The 18296-nt window shown below is 72.1% G+C and carries 18 protein-coding genes and 1 pseudogene; 13 read left to right on the top strand and 6 right to left on the bottom strand.

Features of this window, described 5'->3' with window-relative positions; genetic code table 11:
• Nucleotides 1-1677: 1677 nt before the first annotated feature.
• Nucleotides 1678-2391, bottom strand: a complete 714-nt coding sequence (locus ACIHEI_RS31465) for an IclR family transcriptional regulator (protein ID WP_035866446.1) — start codon at nucleotides 2389-2391, stop codon at nucleotides 1678-1680.
• A gap of 233 nt (nucleotides 2392-2624) precedes the next feature.
• Here ACIHEI_RS31465 and leuC point away from each other — a divergent pair, with 233 nt between their 5' ends.
• The 4 genes from leuC (at nucleotide 2625) to ACIHEI_RS31485 (ending at nucleotide 5861) form a co-directional block, all read left to right on the top strand.
• Nucleotides 2625-4046: a 3-isopropylmalate dehydratase large subunit gene (gene leuC / locus ACIHEI_RS31470; RefSeq protein WP_387649196.1), complete on the top strand. Its 1422-nt coding sequence runs from the start codon at nucleotides 2625-2627 to the stop codon at nucleotides 4044-4046.
• A 3-nt stretch (nucleotides 4047-4049) separates the two neighbouring features.
• A complete protein-coding gene (gene leuD, locus ACIHEI_RS31475; RefSeq protein ID WP_392955277.1) occupies nucleotides 4050-4646 on the top strand; it encodes a 3-isopropylmalate dehydratase small subunit in 597 nt (198 codons plus the stop codon).
• 134 nt (nucleotides 4647-4780) lie between these two features.
• Nucleotides 4781-5071, top strand: a complete 291-nt coding sequence (locus ACIHEI_RS31480; RefSeq protein WP_380488856.1) for a hypothetical protein — start codon at nucleotides 4781-4783, stop codon at nucleotides 5069-5071.
• Between the two features lie 133 nt (nucleotides 5072-5204).
• Nucleotides 5205-5861 carry an HU family DNA-binding protein gene (locus ACIHEI_RS31485; protein ID WP_387649204.1) on the top strand — a complete coding sequence of 219 codons (657 nt, stop codon included), beginning with the start codon at nucleotides 5205-5207 and terminating at the stop codon, nucleotides 5859-5861.
• A 262-nt stretch (nucleotides 5862-6123) separates the two neighbouring features.
• Here the strand turns inward: ACIHEI_RS31485 and ACIHEI_RS31490 are convergent, their stop codons facing one another.
• Nucleotides 6124-6864: a GntR family transcriptional regulator gene (locus tag ACIHEI_RS31490; RefSeq protein ID WP_392955280.1), complete on the bottom strand. Its 741-nt coding sequence runs from the start codon at nucleotides 6862-6864 to the stop codon at nucleotides 6124-6126.
• A 141-nt stretch (nucleotides 6865-7005) separates the two neighbouring features.
• Here ACIHEI_RS31490 and ACIHEI_RS31495 point away from each other — a divergent pair, with 141 nt between their 5' ends.
• Nucleotides 7006-7251, top strand: coding sequence for a hypothetical protein (locus ACIHEI_RS31495; RefSeq protein ID WP_380488859.1), 246 nt, complete (start codon nucleotides 7006-7008; stop codon nucleotides 7249-7251).
• A complete protein-coding gene (locus ACIHEI_RS31500; RefSeq protein WP_392955282.1) occupies nucleotides 7248-7640 on the top strand; it encodes a hypothetical protein in 393 nt (130 codons plus the stop codon). The genes ACIHEI_RS31495 and ACIHEI_RS31500 overlap by 4 nt, the downstream gene beginning before the upstream one ends.
• A gap of 254 nt (nucleotides 7641-7894) precedes the next feature.
• Here ACIHEI_RS31500 and cofC read toward each other — a convergent pair.
• Nucleotides 7895-8605 (bottom strand): annotated as a pseudogene (cofC, locus tag ACIHEI_RS31505) (2-phospho-L-lactate guanylyltransferase); the annotation flags it as partial.
• Nucleotides 8606-8829: 224 nt separating this feature from the next.
• Here cofC and ACIHEI_RS31510 point away from each other — a divergent pair.
• Genes ACIHEI_RS31510 through ACIHEI_RS31520 form a run of 3 tightly spaced genes read left to right on the top strand, consistent with a single transcriptional unit; the run spans nucleotide 8830 to nucleotide 11804 of the window.
• Complete coding sequence (locus ACIHEI_RS31510) at nucleotides 8830-9633, top strand: lysophospholipid acyltransferase family protein (protein ID WP_392955284.1); 804 nt, start codon at nucleotides 8830-8832, stop codon at nucleotides 9631-9633.
• Nucleotides 9630-10631, top strand: a complete 1002-nt coding sequence (locus ACIHEI_RS31515) for an NAD(P)H-dependent glycerol-3-phosphate dehydrogenase (protein ID WP_387649215.1) — start codon at nucleotides 9630-9632, stop codon at nucleotides 10629-10631. Before ACIHEI_RS31510 ends, ACIHEI_RS31515 begins: the two co-directional genes overlap by 4 nt.
• Before the next feature lie 30 nt (nucleotides 10632-10661).
• Nucleotides 10662-11804, top strand: coding sequence for a D-alanine--D-alanine ligase family protein (locus tag ACIHEI_RS31520; RefSeq protein ID WP_396609113.1), 1143 nt, complete (start codon nucleotides 10662-10664; stop codon nucleotides 11802-11804).
• Nucleotides 11805-11818: 14 nt separating this feature from the next.
• Here the strand turns inward: ACIHEI_RS31520 and ACIHEI_RS31525 are convergent, their stop codons facing one another.
• On the bottom strand, nucleotides 11819-12358 hold the full coding sequence (locus ACIHEI_RS31525) for a DUF3515 domain-containing protein (RefSeq protein WP_387867603.1): 540 nt from the start codon (nucleotides 12356-12358) through the stop codon (nucleotides 11819-11821).
• Between the two features lie 19 nt (nucleotides 12359-12377).
• On the bottom strand, nucleotides 12378-12611 hold the full coding sequence (locus tag ACIHEI_RS31530; RefSeq protein WP_387867605.1) for an Lrp/AsnC family transcriptional regulator: 234 nt from the start codon (nucleotides 12609-12611) through the stop codon (nucleotides 12378-12380).
• A gap of 170 nt (nucleotides 12612-12781) precedes the next feature.
• Between ACIHEI_RS31530 and ACIHEI_RS31535 the strand changes: the two genes are divergently transcribed.
• The 3 genes from ACIHEI_RS31535 to thiD all read left to right on the top strand — a co-directional run bounded on the left by ACIHEI_RS31535 (nucleotide 12782) and on the right by thiD (nucleotide 15941).
• Nucleotides 12782-13750 (top strand): thiamine-phosphate kinase, encoded by a 969-nt coding sequence (locus ACIHEI_RS31535; protein WP_387649227.1) that lies wholly within the window; start codon nucleotides 12782-12784, stop codon nucleotides 13748-13750.
• Between the two features lie 333 nt (nucleotides 13751-14083).
• Nucleotides 14084-15109, top strand: coding sequence for an ATP-dependent 6-phosphofructokinase (locus ACIHEI_RS31540; RefSeq protein WP_387649230.1), 1026 nt, complete (start codon nucleotides 14084-14086; stop codon nucleotides 15107-15109).
• A 31-nt stretch (nucleotides 15110-15140) separates the two neighbouring features.
• Entirely contained in the window at nucleotides 15141-15941 is an 801-nt protein-coding gene (gene thiD, locus ACIHEI_RS31545) for a bifunctional hydroxymethylpyrimidine kinase/phosphomethylpyrimidine kinase (protein WP_396609114.1), read from the top strand.
• Nucleotides 15942-16221: 280 nt separating this feature from the next.
• On the opposite strand, the gene rpmB is transcribed toward thiD, so the two are convergent.
• The gene (gene rpmB, locus ACIHEI_RS31550; RefSeq protein WP_073813963.1) at nucleotides 16222-16407 is read right to left on the bottom strand and encodes a 50S ribosomal protein L28; all 186 of its coding nucleotides are present in this window, start codon (nucleotides 16405-16407) and stop codon (nucleotides 16222-16224) included.
• A gap of 241 nt (nucleotides 16408-16648) precedes the next feature.
• On the opposite strand from rpmB, the gene ACIHEI_RS31555 reads away from it, so the two are divergent.
• Complete coding sequence (locus ACIHEI_RS31555; protein ID WP_387649236.1) at nucleotides 16649-18262, top strand: DAK2 domain-containing protein; 1614 nt, start codon at nucleotides 16649-16651, stop codon at nucleotides 18260-18262.
• Nucleotides 18263-18296: the final 34 nt, after the last annotated feature.

Here is an 18296-nt window from a genome sequence, read left to right on the forward strand (position 1 = left end):
AGGTGCACCCCACGGTCCCATGGCGGCTGCTGCCGCTACCGGCCGGCATCGCCTGGCCCGCCGCCCTCGGCGTTCCGCCGACTCACGTGCACCACGGCTCCGCAGCGGCTGCTGCCACAACTGGCCGGTGTTGCCTGGCTCGGCGCCCTCGGCGTTCCGTCAGGTCAGGTGCACCCCACGGTCCCATGGCGGCTGCTGCCGCTACCGGCCGGCATCGCCTGGCCCGCCGCCCTCGGCGTTCCGCCGACTCACGTGCACCACCGTCCCACAGGGGCGCTTCCGCGGCTCACCGGCCCGGATCACCACCGCGGACACACCGCACTCGCAGGCAAACCACCCGCCAGCCGCGTCCCCAACCTCACAGGACAGAACATCCAGTCGCCCACCCCGTGCACCCGCCAGCCAGGCGCACCGCGCCTCCGCAGCGGACGCTGCCGCTACTGGCCGGTGTTGCCCGTCCCGGCGCCTTCGGCGTTCCGCCGGCTCACGTGCACGACCGTCCCACCGGGGCGCTTCCGCAGCTCACCGGCCCGGTCCAGCCGCCCACTCGTGCACCCGCCAGCCAGGTGCACCGCGGCTCCGCAGCGGACGCTGCCGCTACCGGCCGGTGTCGCCCGGCCCGGCGCCCTCGGTGTTCCGCCGACTCACGGGCACCACCGTCCCACAGGGGCGCTTCCGTAGCTCACCGGCCCGGTCCAGCCGCCCACTCGTGCACCCGCCAGCCAGGTGCACCGCGGCTCCGCAGCGGCTGCTGCCGCTACCGGCCGGTGTCGCCCGGCCCGGCGCCCTCGGTGTTCCGCCAGCTCAGGTGCACCCCACGCTCCCATGGCGGACGCTGCCGCTACCGGCCGGTGTTGCCCGTCCCGGCGCCCTCGGCGTTCCGCCGACTCACGTGCACCACCGTCCCACAGGGGCGCTTCCGTAGCTCACCGGCCCGGTCCAGCCGCCCACTCGTGCACCCGCCAGCCAGGTGCACCGCGACTCCGCGGCGGCTGCCACGGCTACCGGCTGCCGGCCCGTCACCCTCGGCGTTCCGCCGGCTCACGTGCACCGCTGCCGCTCAGAGACGCTGCCGCAGCTCGTACGGCCCGCGGTTCTTGTTGCCAGCACTCTGGCGCCCACCGTGCTACGCCGGTCAGCCCGTTGCTCGCGCACCATCCAACTGGGCGCGCCACCGGCCTGCACCGGCTGTGCAGGCTGTCGGCCCGGTCCGGCCTGCGGGCGGTGCTCCGCCAACTCGCATGCGCCACCGCCCCGTAGAGGCGCTGCTGCTCGCCGGCCGGGCTGTCTTCAGCGCCCTGGCGACCGCTCGTCGGGTCGTTGCTCCCGCGCCATCCAGCTCTGCGCGCCCCCGGCCTGCGGGCCGTGCTCCGCCAACTCGCATGCGCCACCGGCCCGCAGAGGCCCCGCCGCAGCTCACCGGCCTGGTCCTGGTGGTCCGAACGCCCTGGCATCCGCCGTGCTTCGTCGGCTCGGGGTTCCACCGGTCCGGTGCGTCGCCCTGTGCCTCCGCTGTACCGGCGGTCCGCCCGTCACTCGTGGCCTGTGGGGGTTCGCCAACTCGGGTGCCCGGCTGTCCCGCTGAGGGCAATTGCTCTATGTGTCCCGGTGTTCCCGGGCGTGGAAACGCGTGTGCCCCCGCCGGGTGGGCGGGGGCACGGGCGGTGGGGGGGGGTGTCAGCTGCGGCGGAGGGCCTCGGTGAGGCGGTTGGCGGCTTCGATGATGGCCTGGGCGTGGAGGCGGCCAGGGTGGCGGGTGAGTCGTTCGATGGGGCCGGAGACCGAGACGGCGGCGACGACGCGGTTGGAGGGGCCGCGGACGGGGGCGGAGACGGAGGCGACGCCGGGCTCGCGTTCGCCGATGGACTGGGCCCAGCCGCGGCGGCGGACGCCGCTGAGTGCGGTGGCGGTGAACCGGGCGCCCTGGAGGCCGCGGTGGAGGCGCTCGGGCTCTTCCCAGGCGAGCAGGACCTGGGCGGCGGAGCCGGCCTTCATCGGGAGGGTGGAGCCGACGGGCACGGTGTCGCGGAGGCCGGAGAGGCGCTCGGCGGCGGCCACGCAGATGCGCATCTCGCCCTGGCGGCGGTAGAGCTGGGCGCTCTCGCCCGTCACGTCGCGCAGGTGTGTGAGCACCGGGCCGGCCGCGGCGAGGAGCCGGTCTTCGCCTGCGGCTGCGGAGAGTTCGGCGAGCCGGGGGCCGAGGATGAATCGGCCCTGCATGTCCCTGGTGACCAGGCGGTGGTGTTCGAGTGCGACGGCGAGTCGGTGGGCCGTGGGGCGTGCCAGGCCGGTGGCGGCGACCAGCCCCGCCAACGTGGCGGGGCCCGACTCCAGTGCGCTCAGCACCAGAGCGGCCTTGTCGAGAACGCCGACGCCGCTAGTGTTGTCCATGTCTCGATACTGCAGTCTCAATCAGCGAGACGCAAGTTCAATCTTCCGAGAAAAGCGCCACTCTGGAGTCAGCAGCCAGGGAGAACACCCAGCGCGGAGCCGTACCACGGTGTCCGCATGCTGGACGGTCCGGCGTGCAGGTCACGATGCCGAGCGAGCCTCACAGGGCGGCACGGGACAAGACCTCGACGATCACGAGAAGGCCGGCAGAGCGGCCGGCTGGAGGGAATCCGATGGGACGGACACTCGCAGAGAAGGTCTGGGACGACCACGTCGTCCGGCGCGCCGAAGGCGAGCCCGACCTGCTCTACATCGATCTGCACCTGCTGCACGAGGTGACCAGCCCGCAGGCGTTCGACGGCCTCCGGCTGGCCGGTCGCCCGGTTCGCCGTACCGATCTGACGATCGCCACCGAGGACCACAACACCCCGACCCTGGACATCGACAAGCCGATCGCCGACCCGGTCTCCCGGGTGCAGTTGGAGACGCTGCGCAAGAACGCCGAGGAGTTCGGCGTGCGCATCCACTCGCTGGGCGACGTCGAGCAGGGCGTGGTGCACGTGGTCGGCCCGCAGCTGGGTCTGACCCAGCCGGGCATGACCGTGGTGTGCGGCGACTCCCACACCTCGACCCACGGTGCTTTCGGCGCACTGGCGTTCGGCATCGGCACCAGCCAGGTCGAGCACGTGCTGGCCACCCAGACGCTGCCGCTGGCGCCGTTCCGGACGATGGCGATCACCGTTGAGGGTGAACTGCCCGAGGGCGTCACCGCGAAGGACCTGATCCTGGCCGTGATCGCCAAGATCGGTACCGGCGGCGGCCAGGGCTACGTCCTGGAGTACCGCGGTTCGGCGATCCGCAGCCTCTCCATGGAGGCCCGGATGACCGTCTGCAACATGTCCATCGAGGCGGGCGCCCGGGCCGGCATGATCGCACCGGACCGCACCACCTTCGACTATCTGCAGGGCCGTCCGCACGCCCCGCAGGGCGCGGACTGGGATGCCGCGGTCGCCTACTGGGAGACCCTGGCCACCGACGAGGACGCGGTGTTCGACGCCGAGGTGTTCATCGACGCCGCCGAGTTGACCCCGTTCGTCACCTGGGGCACCAACCCGGGCCAGGGCGCGCCGCTGGGTGCCAACGTGCCGAACCCGGCCGACTTCGAGGACCCGCAGGAGCGGATCGCCGCCGAGAACGCCCTGAAGTACATGGGCCTGGAGGCCGGTACCCCGCTGCGCGAGGTCAAGGTCGACGCGGTGTTCGTCGGCTCCTGCACCAACGGCCGGATCGAGGACCTGCGGGCCGCCGCCGCGGTGCTGGAAGGTCGTCAAATCGCCGACGGAGTAAGGATGCTGGTCGTTCCGGGCTCGGTCCGGGTCGCCCTGCAGGCGGTCGAGGAAGGCCTGGACAAGGTGTTCACCGCCGCGGGTGCCGAGTGGCGGCACGCCGGCTGCTCGATGTGCCTGGGCATGAACCCCGACCAGCTGGCCCCGGGCGAGCGTTGCGCGTCCACCTCGAACCGCAACTTCGAGGGCCGGCAGGGCAAGGGCGGCCGTACCCACCTGGTGTCGCCCCAGGTTGCCGCCGCCACCGCGCTGCTGGGCCGCCTGGCAGCCCCTTCCGACCTGCCGCACAATGTCGCCGTGGAGGCCTGAGCCATGGAGAAGTTCACCACCCACACCGGCCGCGCCGTCCCGCTGCGCCGCTCGAACGTGGACACCGACCAGATCATCCCGGCCCATTGGCTGAAGAAGGTCACCCGTTCCGGTTTCGAGGACGGCCTGTTCGAGGCGTGGCGCAAGGACGACGCGTTCGTGCTCAACCTCCCTGAGCGGCAGGGCGCGACGGTCCTGGTGGCCGGCCCCGAGTTCGGCACCGGCTCGTCCCGCGAGCACGCCGTCTGGGCCCTGCAGAACTACGGTTTCCAGGCCGTCATCTCCTCCCGGTTCGCCGACATCTTCCGCGGCAACTCGCTGAAGAACGGCCTGCTGACGGTGGTGCTGCCGCAGGAGACCGTGGACCGGCTCTGGGAGTTGACCGAGGCCGACCCGACCGCGGAGATCACCGTCGACCTGGAGGCCCGCGAGGTTCGCGCGGCCGGTGTGACGGCCTCGTTCGAGCTCGACGACAACGTTCGTTGGCGTCTGCTGAACGGCCTGGACGACATCAGCATCACGCTGCAGAACGAGGCAGATGTGGCCGCGTTCGAAGCGAAGCGGCCGTCGTTCAAGCCGCGTACTCTCCCGGCTGCCTGAGTCACCGCTTTCTGACGCTCGGACAACAAGACCCGCCCCCCTCCGGGGCGGGTCTTCGTTGTTCGCAGGGGAGTTCGTCACCCGTGAATAGACCCTGGTTCTGCGCAACTGCGTACAGATGGCACAATCGTTGCATGCACCACAACCCCGAACCGCCGTACCCGGGTGGCGAACCCGCGTCTGCGGAGGGTCGGGACGGTGATGCCGACTCGGAAGTCACCCTGCTCCACGCACTGGTGGCCGAGCGGTTGAAGCAAGCCCACGCCCGCGTTCACGCGCTGAACGTGTCGACGGACGCAAAGACCGCTCTCACCCGACAACTGCTGATCGTCACGGAGACCGCCAAGCGTGATCTCCCGGAGGCGGCACGGCGGTTGAGTCGCTTTGTGCAGGACCTCGACGAGGGGCGGATGCCGCCCCGGTGAGCACCTCCATGCGCAAATATGTTGCGACACTAGGGTGATTCACGCGTTTGGTAATTGAAAGTCCGCAGATACATACCTAACGTGCGAAAAGAACGGATGGAATCATCCGGCGCCCGTTTCCGAAGGGGAAGACGTGAACAAGGCTCAGCTTGTCGAAGCGGTGGCCGAGCAGCTGGGCGGTCGCAAGGCTGCCGCAGAGGCCGTCGACGCAGTGCTCGACACCATGGTGCGTGCCGTCGTGGCGGGTGACCGGGTGTCGGTCACCGGCTTCGGCACCTTCGAGAAGGTGGAGCGCTCGGCGCGCTTCGCCCGCAACCCGCAGACCGGCGAGCGGGTCAAGGTCAAGAAGACCGCCGTTCCGCGGTTCCGCCCCGGTCAGGGCTTCAAGGACCTGGTCTCCGGCAGCAAGAAGCTGCCGAAGGAGGGCCCGTCCGTCAAGAAGGCCCCCAAGGGCTCGCTGACCCCGGGCAAGTCCGGTGTGGCCGCCACCCCGGCCGCCAAGCGCGCCGCGACCAAGCGGGCCGCCGCTGCCGCCGCCCCGGCGACCAAGAAGACCGCCGCCAAGAAGACCGCCACCACCGCGGCCAAGAAGGCCACGGCGGTCAAGAAGGCCACCACCACGAAGACCACCGCGGCGAAGACCACCGCCAAGGCCACCTCCGCCAAGACCACCGCGGCGAAGAAGACCACCGCGGCCGCCACCAAGAAGGCCGCCGCCGCCAAGAAGACCGCTCCGGCGAAGAAGACCACCGCGCGCAAGACCACGGCGCGCAAGTCCACCGCCAAGTAAGTCGCACCGAGCCTGGTGCCGGAACAGCCGGCGCCGGGGCGGTCAGGCCGTGACGGCCCCACGCCAGGGGAAACCCGGGACCGGGGGCCGTCGCGGCCTTTTCGCGCCCCCGGACGGGGCGTTGGGGCGCCCGGACGGGCTGTCGGGACGGGCTGTCGGGACACCCGGGCGAGCAGGCGTCCTCGGGCCCGGGCGGGCAAGTCTTCGGCCCGGGCGGGCAAAGGGCCGCGGCGGGCCGGGAAATACCGCAGGCCGCGCGGAATTACTTCGGCTGTTCCACCGCGAGGTCGTAGATGATCTCCCAGCGGGAATCCGGAATCACCAGATCAGCGGTCTCCACCGGCCGGTCGGAGTCGTCCAGATACGTGCGCTCGATCAGCAGCACCGGATCTCCGGTGCTGATCCCCAGCAGATTCGCCTGCTCCGCCGTCGCCCGCCCGGGACGCGGCCGTTCCTCCGCGCGCACCACCCGCACGCCGATCGAGGCCATCCGCTCCACCACGCCGTGTCCGGCCAGCGGGCCCAACTCCGGTAGCAGTACGGGAGTTCCGCCGGTGATCGCCATCGGCTCCCAGGATTCGGCGAGTTGGACCGGCTTGTGCTCCAGCGTGAACTCGTAGCGGGTGTGGACGGTCAACTCGCCCGGCTCGATGCCCAGTCGGCGGGCCACCGCGGGCGGCGCCTCCACCCGGGCCTCGCTGTGGGACTCCCAACTCCCGTCCGGCACAGCGGACATCGGGAACGCGGCGACCGTGCGGGCGCGTCGCACCGGCAGTCGCTCCACCGGCTCGCGCAGATACGTCCCGGAACCCGCCCGGCCCTCCAACAGGCCTTCCGCGATGAGGACTTCCTGCGCTCGCTGGAGCACGTTGGCCCCGACGCCGTAGCTGAGCGCGAGCTGCGCACGGGACGGCAGCCGCTCACCGATCGCCCACTCCCCGTCCGCGACCCGGCGGCGCAGATGGTCAGCGATGCGGAGGTACGGAGGGTCCTGTGACGGCATCTGGCATCTCCCGGCGGAAGGCGAGACCTGCCGGATCGCGACAGGACGGGTGATTCAGCTTGACAATCTAATGCATCAGGAGGAATCTAATGGCTTAGATTCACTTTGCGTGATCGGCCGACTGCGGGGGAGAGGCGTGGCGTGCGAACCACCAGGGTGTTCGACCTTGCATCCAGGCTCACCGCCGCCACCGGAGCCGAAGCCCGTATCCGACGCCTCCCCGGCGGCGGTTACCGGGTGGAGGCCACCCTCCCCGGAAACCCGGACGCCGAGGCCCATTTGGTGCTCCTCGACGTGCTCGCCGAGGCCGACCGCTACGGACATCGCCACACCGCCCGGTCCCACACCATCTGGGCCGAACTCGACCCGCCACAGGAGCCGCCGTGAAGGGCCCGCAGTCCGGATACGCCGTCAGTATCGAAGGCATCACCGAATCGGCCTCGTTCGCCTCGCTCGCCGACGCGCTCGCCTCGCTCTGGGGCACTCTGCGGACGCTCCCGCTCGGTTGGACGCAGTACGAGGCCTACCGCTACTTCTTCGGCCCGGGCGCCGCGCAGCGCACCGAGGGATTCCTGGCCCGTGACGGCCACCTGCTGCTGAGCTTCGTCCTGCTCGGCCACAACCGGGCGATCCGGGTGCTCCCCACCACCACCGGCCCGCTGCAACTCGCCCCGAAGCGGCTGGAGTTGCTCAACACCCCGGCCGTTGTGGCGCTCTGCCTGCACGACGCGCCCGCGTACCCCGACCCGGGGAGCCCCCTCCCGCGCAGCGCCTGACCGAAGTCCGGTCGCCGGGGCGGTCGTTGGGCGACGCGTCAGGCCGACTCGGGGTCCGGGAAGGTGGGGAGGGTGAGGAAGGTGACGCGGCGGTCGGCGCCCTCGCCGGTGGTGCGGATCCGCAGGCGCTGGCCCGGGCGGAGGAGCCGGAGGCCACCGGCGTCGAAGGCAGGCGCGTCGAAGGGGAGGGGCGTGCCGTCGTCGAGCAGGACCGAGCCGGAGCGGGTCGTGGGGTCGAAGGTGAACGCGGTGGCCTGCATGGGAAGCAGCATAGAGCTTCGGAGCAGGGCACCGGTGGCCGGGCCGAGGCCCAGCCGATGGGCGACGGCCAGGTCCTCGGGGGTGTCGACGTCGCGCCGGACGGACGGTACGTCGGGGAGGTGGAGTTCGGTCGCCCCGCCGGCCGCGTGGCGTTCCCGGGAGCCGGGCCCGAAGGCCGGGCGGAGCGGGGTGCCGGGCGGTCCGGCGAGCAGCACCGTCCCGGTGCCGGGGGCGTCCGCGAGGAAGGCCCGGCGCTGCGCGGGTACGGCGGCGAGGACGCGGGCGAGCTCGGCGGGCCGCAGCGCCGGCAGGTCCGCGGAGAGCGTGGCGACGGGGGAGCCGGGGTGCAGCCGGTGTGCGGCGCTACTGCCGTGCGAGAGCGCCGGGTTGAGCCCGTCGCCGGGTTCGTCGTCGAGGACGGTCGCCCCCAGCGCACGCAGCGCACTCGCGGCGCGCGGATCCCGTCCGACCACCAACACCCGTTCGACCACCGGGCAGGCGAGCGCCGCGGCGACGGTGTCCAGGGCGAAGGCGAGGGCGAGCCGAGGCCGCAGCTCCCCGAGCGCCGCGAGGCGGCTCTTCGCCTCGGCGAGCGGCTTGACGGGGACGATCAGCGTCCAGCCGGTGCCGTCCGGTCGCCGCCCGGATCCGCTGCCCGGGACGGACGGGCGGACGGTGCCTGGGCGTACGGTGTCCTCTGTCATCGGCGTCATTGTGACGTCGGCCGGGGCGGCCTGGCCAGCGGTTCCGGGGCGTCCGGGCCGTCGGCGGGGCGCCTGTGGGCCGGTGGCGGCGGTGGCTGCTCGACACGGACTTCCCTCGCGGGTGAGACTGGTCGGCGCCTCGGAGCCGTGCCCGGCCCCCGGCGAGGGAGAGAGATCAGCGGCACCGCTCGGGCGGCTCGCCGCGCGAATGAGGAGGAGCTGGGGTGGCCCGCCGCTCTAACGCCAGGTTCGGAAACGCCGACTACGGGATTTGGTACCGCCTGGCGGCGGCGCTCGTGAAGCCGGTGACAAACGCCCTGGCGAAGACGGACTGGCGGGGCTGGGAGCACCTGCCCGAGAAGGGCGGCTTCATCGCCGTCGTGAACCACAACTCGGTGATCGACCCGGTGTTCTACGGGCACTGGCAGTACAACTCGGGCCGCCCGCCCCGGATACTCGGCAAGTCCTCACTGTTCCAGGTGCCGTTCATCGGATTCATGCTGCGCAAGACCGGCCAGATCCCGGTGTTCCGGGACTCCACCGACGCCGCCGACGCGTTCCGGGCCGCGATCGCCGCGGTCAAGAACGGCCAGTGCGTGCAGTTCTACCCGGAGGGCACGCTCACCCGCGACCCTGACATGTGGCCGATGACGGGCAAGAGCGGCGCCGCCCGGGTCGCGCTGATGACGGGCGCGCCGGTGATCCCGGTCGCGCACTGGGGCGCGCAGGAGATCATCCCGCCGTACGGCAAGGGCGGAAAGGGCAAGTACCACCTGTTCCCGCGGCACAAGGTGACGGTCGCGGCCGGCCCGGCGGTCGACCTGAGCAAGTACCAGGGCCAGGAGATCACCGCCCAGGTGCTGCGCGACGCCACCGACGACATCATGGCGGCGATCACCGCCGTGCTGGAGGGGATCCGCGGCGAGCAGGCTCCTGCCGAGCGCTACGACATGCGCAAGGCCGCCAAGGACCGCGCCACGGCCGCCGAGGCCAAGCGCGAGCGCGCCGCCAAGGAGGGTGACCGATGACCCGCTGCGCCGTGATGGGGACGGGCTCCTGGGGCACCGCCTTCGCGATGATCCTGGCCGACGCCGGCTGCGAGGTGACCCTGTGGGGCCGCCGCCAGGAACTGGCCGACGCCATCAACAAGGAGCACGTCAACCGGGACTACCTGCCCGGCCTGACGCTCCCGGACACGATCCGGGCGACCACCGACGCCGCCGCCGCACTGACCGGCGCGGACTTCGCGGTGCTCTCGGTGCCGTCCCAGACGCTGCGCGACAACCTCGCGCACTGGGCACCGATGCTGGCCCCGGACACCGTGCTGGTCAGCCTGATGAAGGGCATCGAACTCGGCACCGCGAAGCGGATGAGCGAGGTGATCGAGGAGGTCGCGCAGGTCGGCCCGGAGCGCGTCGTGGTGGTGTCCGGCCCCAACCTGGCCGGCGAGATCGCCAACCGGCAGCCCGCCGCCACCGTGGTCGCCTGCACCGACGAGGAGGTCGCCAAGCGCTTCCAGAAGGCCTGCCACACCCCGTACTTCCGCCCGTACACCAACACCGACGTGGTGGGCTGCGAGCTCGGCGGCGCGGTGAAGAACGTGATCGGCCTGGCGGTCGGCATGGCCAACGGCATGGGCCTGGGCGACAACACCAAGGCCACCCTGATCACCCGCGGCCTGGCCGAGACCACCCGCCTGGGCCTGCGGCTGGGCGCCGACGCGCACACCTTCGCGGGCCTGGCCGGCATGGGCGACCTGGTGGCGACCTGCTCCTCGCCGCTGTCCCGGAACAACACCTTCGGCACCAACCTGGGCCGCGGCATGACGGTCGCCGAGACCATCGCGGCGACCAGCCAGACCGCGGAGGGCGTGAAGTCCTGCGAGTCGGTGCTCGACCTGGCCCGGCGCAACGGCGTGGAGATGCCGATCGTCGAAGCCGTGGTCGACGTGGTGCACAACGGCCGGCCGACCCAGGAAGTGCTGAAGGGCTTGATGGCCCGTTCGGCCAAGCCGGAGCGCCGGTGACCGGAATCGGACGGTAGTCTCAACGCCGATATGAGCATCGAACAGACCTCCCCGAACCAGTCGGCCAAGCCGCGCGTCGCGATCGTCTTCGGCGGCCGGAGCTCCGAGCACGGCGTGTCCGTGGTCACCGCCGCCAGCGTGCTGCGCTCGATCGACCGCAGCAAGTACGAGGTGCTGCCGATCGGCATCACCCACGAGGGCCGCTGGGCCCTGGTCGGCGACGAACCCGCCCGGATGGCGATCACCGACGGCCGGATGCCCGACGTCGACCAGGTCGCCGAGTCCACCGAGGGCCAGGTGGCGCTGCCCCTTGCCCCCGGCAACCGCGACGTGGTGTGGAGCGAGCCCGGCTCCACCCCCAAGGTGCTCGGCGAGGTCGACGTGGTGCTGCCGCTGCTGCACGGCCCCTGGGGCGAGGACGGCACCCTGCAGGGCCTGCTGGAGCTCTCCGGGGTGCCGTACGTCGGCTCCGGCGTGCTGGCCAGCTCGGTCGGCATGGACAAGGAGTTCACCAAGCGGATCATCGAGTCGCTCGGCCTGTACGCGGGCGAGTACACGGTGGTCAAGCCGCGCGAATGGCAGACCGAGACCGGCCGGGCCGCCGCCCGCGAGCGGATCGCCGCGCTCGGCCTGCCGCTGTTCGTCAAGCCCTGCCGGGCCGGCTCCTCGATCGGCATCACCAAGGTCAAGGACCTCGCCGACCTGGACGCCGCGATCGACGAGGCCCGCCGCCACGACCCCAAGGTGATCGTCGAGAAGGGCGTCGAGGGCCGCGAGATCGAGTGCGGCGTGCTGGAGTTCGAGGACGGCCCGCGCGCCTCGGTGCCCGCCGAGGTGCTGGTCGACGCCGACTTCGAGTTCTACGACTTCGAGGCCAAGTACATCGACTCCTCCGAGGTCGAGATCCCCGCGAAGCTCACCGACGCCGAGCGCACCGAACTCCAGCGGCAGGCCGTCGAGGTGTTCGACGGCCTCGGCTGCGAGGGCCTCGCCCGGGTCGACTTCTTCCTGCTGAACGACGGCCGGTGGATGGTCAACGAGATCAACACCATGCCCGGCTTCACGCCGATCTCCGCCTACCCCAAGATGTGGGAGGCCACCGGCGTGCCCTACGCCGAGCTGATCGACCGCCTGCTGGCCGCCGCGCTGCGCCGCTCCACCGGCCTGCGCTAGGCCTGCGCTAGTTCCTAGGCGCCGTCGCCGAAGCAGTCCGAGTCGGCCGTCCCGTTGATCGTCGGGATGGTCGACCGGATGGCTTCGGTGTACGAGCTCAGCGGGTCCGCGTAGTTGGTGTACGCGCCCGCCGGGACGTGCACCTCCACGTACGCCTTGCGCAGCCCGGTGGCGAACCAGTAGCCGCCCTCCCCGTCCTTGTCCATGCCCCAGCTGACCTCGTCGATGCACGGGCCCTTCCGGTCGAAAGCGCTCATGTAATCCGGCCGGTCCCCGCCGCAGGTCAGCACGGTGCGCGGCGAGGACGCCCAGGCGGCGGTGTACGGCGAGGCCGGGGACGGGTCCTTGCGCGGGTGGCCGAGCACGTCCGCGGGCAGCTTGGCGTCCAGCGCCTCGCAGTACTGCGCGACCTGAGCCTCCGGCGTCGGCGGTTTGACGTCCGGGTCGCCGCTCCAGACGAAGGCCAGCAGCGCGGTGCAGGACAGCAGGACGGCCGGCGGAGCGAGCCAGCGGACCGGTGCGGGAAGGCGGTTCAGGAGCTCACGTGAACGCATCCGTCGATGGTAAGCGCCCCTACAGGCGGACCACCGGACAGGTCAGGGTGCGGGTGATGCCCTCCACCTGCTGCACCTTCGCCACCACAAGACGGCCCAGGTCATCGATGGATTCGGCCTCGGCCCGGACGATCACGTCGTACGGACCGGTGACGTCCTCGGCCGTGATCACGCCGGGGATCTTGGAGATGGACTCGGCGACCGCGGTGGCCTTGCCCACCTCGGTCTGGATCAGGATGTAGGCCTGCACCACAGTGGACCTCCAGGCGGCTGGGTGGGGGGAGTTGCTGACCGGCAGTCTGATCACCACGCTACCGCGCGACAGCGGCACAGGGGAGACCTCGGGACCCCTTGAGGGCGTACGCTGCCGCGCGGGGGGCGCACCCCAGACGGATCACGTGAAGAACGCGGGAGGACGGGCTGATGCAGGGGACCGTGGGCGAGCTCGGCGAGTTCGGGCTCATCCGGGAGCTGACCGCACGGCTGCCGATGACGCCGGCGGTGGAACTCGGGCCCGGCGACGACGCCGCCGTGGTCAAGGCCCCCGACGGACGGGTGGTGGCCACCACCGACGTACTCATCGAGGGCCGGCACTTCCGCCGCGACTGGTCCACCGCGTACGACGTGGGCCGCAAGTGCGCCGCGCAGAACCTCGCCGACATCGCCGCGATGGGCGCCGTCCCCACCGCCCTGCTGCTCGGCCTGGTTGCCCCCGCCGACCTGCCCACCACCTGGGCCACCGAACTGATGGACGGCCTGCGCGACGAGTGCCAGGTGGCCGGCGCCACCGTGGTCGGCGGCGACGTGGTCCGCGGCGACACCATCACCCTCGCCATCACCGCCCTCGGCGACCTGCAGGGCCGCCGCCCCGTGGTGCGTTCCGGCGCCCAGGTCGGCGACGTGGTCGCCGTCACCGGCTGGCTCGGCTGGTCCGCGGCCGGCCTCACCGTCCTCCAGCGCGGCTTCCGCTCCCCGCGCGCCTTCGTCGAGGCGCACCGCCGCCCCGAACCGCCGTACCACGCCGGCCCCGCCGCCAGCGACCTCGGCGCCACCGCCATGGTCGACGTCTCCGACGGGCTGGTCGCCGACCTCGGCCACGTCGCCCGGGCCAGCGGCGTGGACATCGACCTGCGGGCCGCGGACTTCGACGTCCCCGCGCAGATGGCCGACATCGGCCAGGCCGTCGGTGTCGACCCGCTGGTGTGGGTGCTGTCCGGCGGCGAGGACCACGCGATCGTCGCGACCTTCCCCAAGAGCGCCGGCCTCCCGGCCCGCTGGCGGCAGATCGGCGAGGTGGTCCGCCCCGCCCGGCCCGGCCGCGGGGGAGTGGTCACCGTCGACGGCGCCCCCTGGGACCGCACCGCCGGCTGGGACCACTTCGCCGAGGGCTAGTGCCGCGTCAGGCAACCTTCGCCCCGTCGCGACGCGCCCCCAGCCCTTGAGGGCTGGGAGGTACCCCCCAGGCACGCACTCTCGCCGCACCGGTCGAAAACCCAAGTACATCCAGTACGAGGGCTTCCGTCCGGCACGCCGATAGCACGCACCGGACGCCGCTCCTTGACGGGCAAAGGCTGCCTGACGCGGCACTAGGCCGCCCGTGGCTACCCCTCGGTAAGCCCGTGAACGCGTAGGGTGGCGGCTGTTGGGCGGGCCGGCGATGGCGGCGGTCCGGTCTCCACCTACGCGGGGGCCCCGCGCCCCCGGGAGCAGGAGAACACAGCCACCATGCGCATCGGCGTTCTCACCAGCGGCGGCGACTGCCCCGGACTCAACGCGGTGATCCGCTCCGTCGTCCACCGCGGCACCGACGTCCACGGCGACGAGATCCTCGGCATCGAGGACGGCTTCCTCGGCCTGATCGAGGGCCGCGCCCGCCCGATCTCGCACGACGACGTCACCGGCCTGCTCACCCTCGGTGGCACCATCCTCGGCTCCGCCCGGGTGCAGCGCGAACGGATCCGCTGGGCGGTCGAGAACTCCGCCGAACTCGCCGCCGAACTCGGCATCGACGCACTGATCGCGATCGGCGGCGAAGGCACCCTGACCGCCGCCGAACTGTTCAGCGACGCCGGACTGCCGGTGGTCGGCGTCCCCAAGACCATCGACAACGACATCGACGCCACCGACGTCACCTTCGGCTTCGACACCGCCGTGCATGTCGCCACCGAGGCCATCGACCGGCTGAAGACCACCGCCGAATCCCACCAGCGCGTCATGGTGGTCGAGCTCATGGGCCGGCACACCGGCTGGATCACCCTCACCGCGGGCATGGCCGGCGGCGCCCACGGCATCCTCATCCCCGAGAAGCCCTTCGACATCGAGGCCGTCGCCAGGATGATCGAGGACCGCTTCCGGCGCGGCAAGAAATTCGCCATCGTCGCCGTCGCCGAAGGCGCCCAGCCGCTGCCCGGCACCCTGCGCTTCGAACACGGCCAGGTCGACCGGTTCGGCCACCAGACCTTCGGCGGCATCGGCACCCGGCTCGCCATGGAACTGGAGAACCTGCTCGGCAAGGAGGCCACGCCGGTCATCCTCGGCCACACCCAGCGCGGCGGCACCCCCACCGCACTCGACCGGGTCCTCGCCACCCGCTTCGGCTGGCACGCCGTCGAAGCCGTCCACCAGGGCGCCTTCGGCCACTTCACCGCCCTGCGCAACACCGGGATCCGGCTCACCCCGATGTCCGACGGCGTCGCCCGGCTCAAGACCGTTCCGCCGGACCGCTGGACCGAATCCGAGGCCGTGCTCTGACACGTTTCCCCCGGTGGATAGGTTGGGGCGCATGACCACCAACACCGCCCCGCCCCGGGTGCTCACCGTCGCCGGCTCCGACAGCGGCGGCGGTGCCGGCATCCAGGCCGACCTCAAGACGATGCTCGCCCTCGGCGTCCACGGCATGAGCGTCATCACCGCCGTCACCGCGCAGAACTCGCTCGGCGTCCAGGGCTACTGGGAACTGCCCGCCGAAGCCGTCCGCGCCCAGTACCGCAGCGTCGTCGACGACATCGGCGTCCAGGCGATCAAAACCGGCATGCTCGCCTCGATCGAACTCGTCGAAACCGTCTCCGCACTCCTCACCGACGCCCCCGCCCCCGTGGTCGTCGACCCCGTCGGAGTCTCCAAGCACGGCGACGCGCTACTCGCCGCGGAGGCCGTCGCCACTGTCCGCGAGCGCCTCCTGCCGGTCGCCACCCTGGTCACCCCCAACCTGCACGAAGTGACCCAACTCACCGGCCTCGAGGTCACCGACGAGAGCCGGATGCTCGACGCCGCGAAGGCACTCCGCGACCTCGGCCCCCGCTGGACCCTCATCAAGGGCGGCCACCTCGAAGGCGAAGCCGCCGACCTCCTGCTCGGCCCCACCGGCGAAACCCACTGGTACCGCGCCCCCCGCCACGACAACCGCCACACCCACGGCACCGGCTGCACCCTCGCCAGCGCGATCGCTTCGCAGCTGGCGAAGGGCGAGCCGATGCCCGCGGCTGTCGCGAACGCCAAGTCGTATGTGACGGGCGCCATCGAGCACGGCTTCGCACTGGGTTCCGGCATCGGGCCGGTGGACCACTTCTGGCGCCAGAGATAGGCAGAGGGGGAACCACCAGGGGCCCGGGGAACGGCGGGGCCGAGCTGCGGGTGGTCGGAGACAGCAGAGGGTCGAGGCTGCGGCGGGTCAGAGACGGGGACCAGAAACGGCGGAACGCTCAGAGCCCAGTTGATCCTCCGCAGACTCGGCCCCGCCGTTCCCCGGGCCCCTACGGGGCTTTCTCCCGGAATGTAAAAACAGCGAAAGCCGACCATGACCCCCGAAGGGGATGGTCGGCTTTCGCCACAGCAAGAAGGTGACCGGCGGACCGGTCAGCGCGTCAGCGCGAGACCTTACCGGCCTTGATGCACGAGGTGCAGACGTTGAGCCGCTTCGGCGTGCGCCCAACCACAGCGCGCACCGTCTGGATGTTGGGGTTCCAACGACGGGGGGTGCGGCGGTGCGAGTGGGAGATGCTGTTGCCGAAGCCCGGGCCCTTGCCGCAGACGTCGCAGTTGGCTGCCACAGGAGTCACTCCAAGACTTCAGATTCACGAACTTGAAAGCCCGGGTTGTTCCAGGCAACCGGGAGAGCATACAACGGTGACTCCCGCTCAACGAAACTACCACGATCGCGGAGGTGATCGTTCCCGCGACCTGCGGTGGAGGGTGCCGCAGGCGTCGTCGTGGGGGCCGATAACCTGCCAGCATCGCCCCTCGCCACCGCGTCCCGTCGCGTTCTCGTGGCGTTCACCCGGAGGAGACCTGGTGCTGGACACCCTCGACGCCCCGGCCGTCCGTACCTGGTGCCGGCTCGCGCTGGCGGCCCTCGGCCAGGCCCGCGAGGAGATCGACGCGCTGAACGTCTACCCGGTCCCGGACGGCGACACCGGCACCAACCTGTATCTGACCGTGGAGTCCGCCGCCGAGGCGCTGGACGCGCTGTTCGCGGAAGCCGTCGAGGAGCAGCCCGCGCTGGCGGCCGCCGCCACCGCCGCGGCCCGGGGGGCGCTGATCGGGGCGCGCGGCAATTCGGGTGTGATCCTCGCGCAGTGGCTGCGCGGTCTCGCCGAGGTGCTGGCGGAGGGCGGCGAGCTGGGGGAGGCCCTCGACAACGGTGCGCGCTCGGCGTACCTGGCGGTCGCGGAGCCGGTCGAGGGGACCCTGCTGACCGTCGCCGCGGCCGCCGCCGGTGCCGCGCGGGCCGCGGACGGCCTGACCGGTCAGGCGAAGGAGGCGTACCGGGCGGCCCGGCAGGCGCTGCTGCTCACCCCGGACCAGCTGTCGGTGCTCGCCGAGGCGGGGGTGGTGGACGCCGGCGGTCGTGGCCTGGTCGCGGTGCTGGGCGCGCTGGTGGACGCGGTGTCCGGGCAGCAGCCGATGGGGCCGGTGGCGCTGCGGCGGGAGGTGGACCCGGTGGTGGTGGCCGGCTGCGAGGGGCACGAGCGTCCGCCGGGGCCCGGCCATCCCGCGTTCGAGGTGATCTACCTGCTGGAGGCCGAGGACGGGCAACTGCCGCGGCTGCGCGAGCGGCTGGGGCAGCTCGGCGACTCGCTGGTGATCGGCGGCGGCGACGGCCTGTGGAACGTCCATGTGCACGTGAACGACGCGGGCGCTGCCGTGGAGGCGGGCGTCGAGGCGGGCCGGCCGTACCGGATCCGGATCACGCACTTCGCCGAGGCGGCGGCCCGCGCGGGCGAGCGCGAGGAGACCGTCTCGCACGGGCGGGCGGTGCTGAGCGTGGTGTCCGGCAGCGGGCTGGCCCAACTGTGCGAGCAGGCCGGTTCGGTGGTGCTCGCCGCCGACCCGGACCGGGCCCCCGCCAGCGCCGAACTGGTCGCCGCCGTGCACCGCTGCGCGGCCCGCGAGGTGATCCTGCTGCTCAACGACCCCGAACTGCGGGCCGCCGCGGGCGCCGCCGCCGACCAGTTGCGCGAGGAGGGCGTGCGGATCGCCGTGCTGCCCACCCGTTCGCCGGTGCAGGGCCTGGCCGCGCTGGCCGTGCACGACGCCGGCCGCCGCTTCGACGAGGACGTGGTCGCCATGACGTCCGCCGCCGGCGCCACCCGGTACGCCGAACTCGCCGTCGCCGAGGGCGAGTCCTGGACGATGGCCGGGGTCTGCCAGGCCGGTGACGTGCTCGGCCTGATCGACGGCGACGTCGCGGTGATCGGCCACGACCTCACCGAGACCGCGCTCACCGTGCTGGACCGGATGATCGCCGCGTCCGGCGAACTCGTCACCCTGGTACTCGGCGAGGACGCCCCCGCCGAGCTCGCCGACCGGCTGATCGCGCACGCCAGGCGCACCCGTCCCGAGGTCGACACCGTCGCCTACCAGGGCGGCCAGGAGGCCGCGCCGCTGCTGATCGGCGTCGAGTGAGCCGCGACGTCGGTCCCGTGGTGTGAAATGGGAT

This window comes from Kitasatospora sp. NPDC051984 (assembly GCF_044593455.1).
Lineage (GTDB): Bacteria > Actinomycetota > Actinomycetes > Streptomycetales > Streptomycetaceae > Kitasatospora.

Bases quoted from the DNA above. Each gene is read 5' to 3' on its own strand.
- ACIHEI_RS31465 (WP_035866446.1), bottom strand. From the start codon at position 2,391: ATGGACAACACTAGCGGCGTCGGCGTTCTCGACAAGGCCGCTCTGGTG.
- leuC (WP_387649196.1), top strand. From the start codon at position 2,625: ATGGGACGGACACTCGCAGAGAAGGTCTGGGACGACCACGTCGTCCGG.
- leuD (WP_392955277.1), top strand. From the start codon at position 4,050: ATGGAGAAGTTCACCACCCACACCGGCCGCGCCGTCCCGCTGCGCCGC.
- thiD (WP_396609114.1), top strand. From the start codon at position 15,141: ATGACCACCAACACCGCCCCGCCCCGGGTGCTCACCGTCGCCGGCTCC.
- ACIHEI_RS31540 (WP_387649230.1), top strand. From the start codon at position 14,084: ATGCGCATCGGCGTTCTCACCAGCGGCGGCGACTGCCCCGGACTCAAC.
- ACIHEI_RS31480 (WP_380488856.1), top strand. From the start codon at position 4,781: ATGCACCACAACCCCGAACCGCCGTACCCGGGTGGCGAACCCGCGTCT.
- ACIHEI_RS31515 (WP_387649215.1), top strand. From the start codon at position 9,630: ATGACCCGCTGCGCCGTGATGGGGACGGGCTCCTGGGGCACCGCCTTC.
- ACIHEI_RS31490 (WP_392955280.1), bottom strand. From the start codon at position 6,864: ATGCCGTCACAGGACCCTCCGTACCTCCGCATCGCTGACCATCTGCGC.
- ACIHEI_RS31520 (WP_396609113.1), top strand. From the start codon at position 10,662: ATGAGCATCGAACAGACCTCCCCGAACCAGTCGGCCAAGCCGCGCGTC.
- ACIHEI_RS31525 (WP_387867603.1), bottom strand. From the start codon at position 12,358: ATGCGTTCACGTGAGCTCCTGAACCGCCTTCCCGCACCGGTCCGCTGG.
- ACIHEI_RS31535 (WP_387649227.1), top strand. From the start codon at position 12,782: ATGCAGGGGACCGTGGGCGAGCTCGGCGAGTTCGGGCTCATCCGGGAG.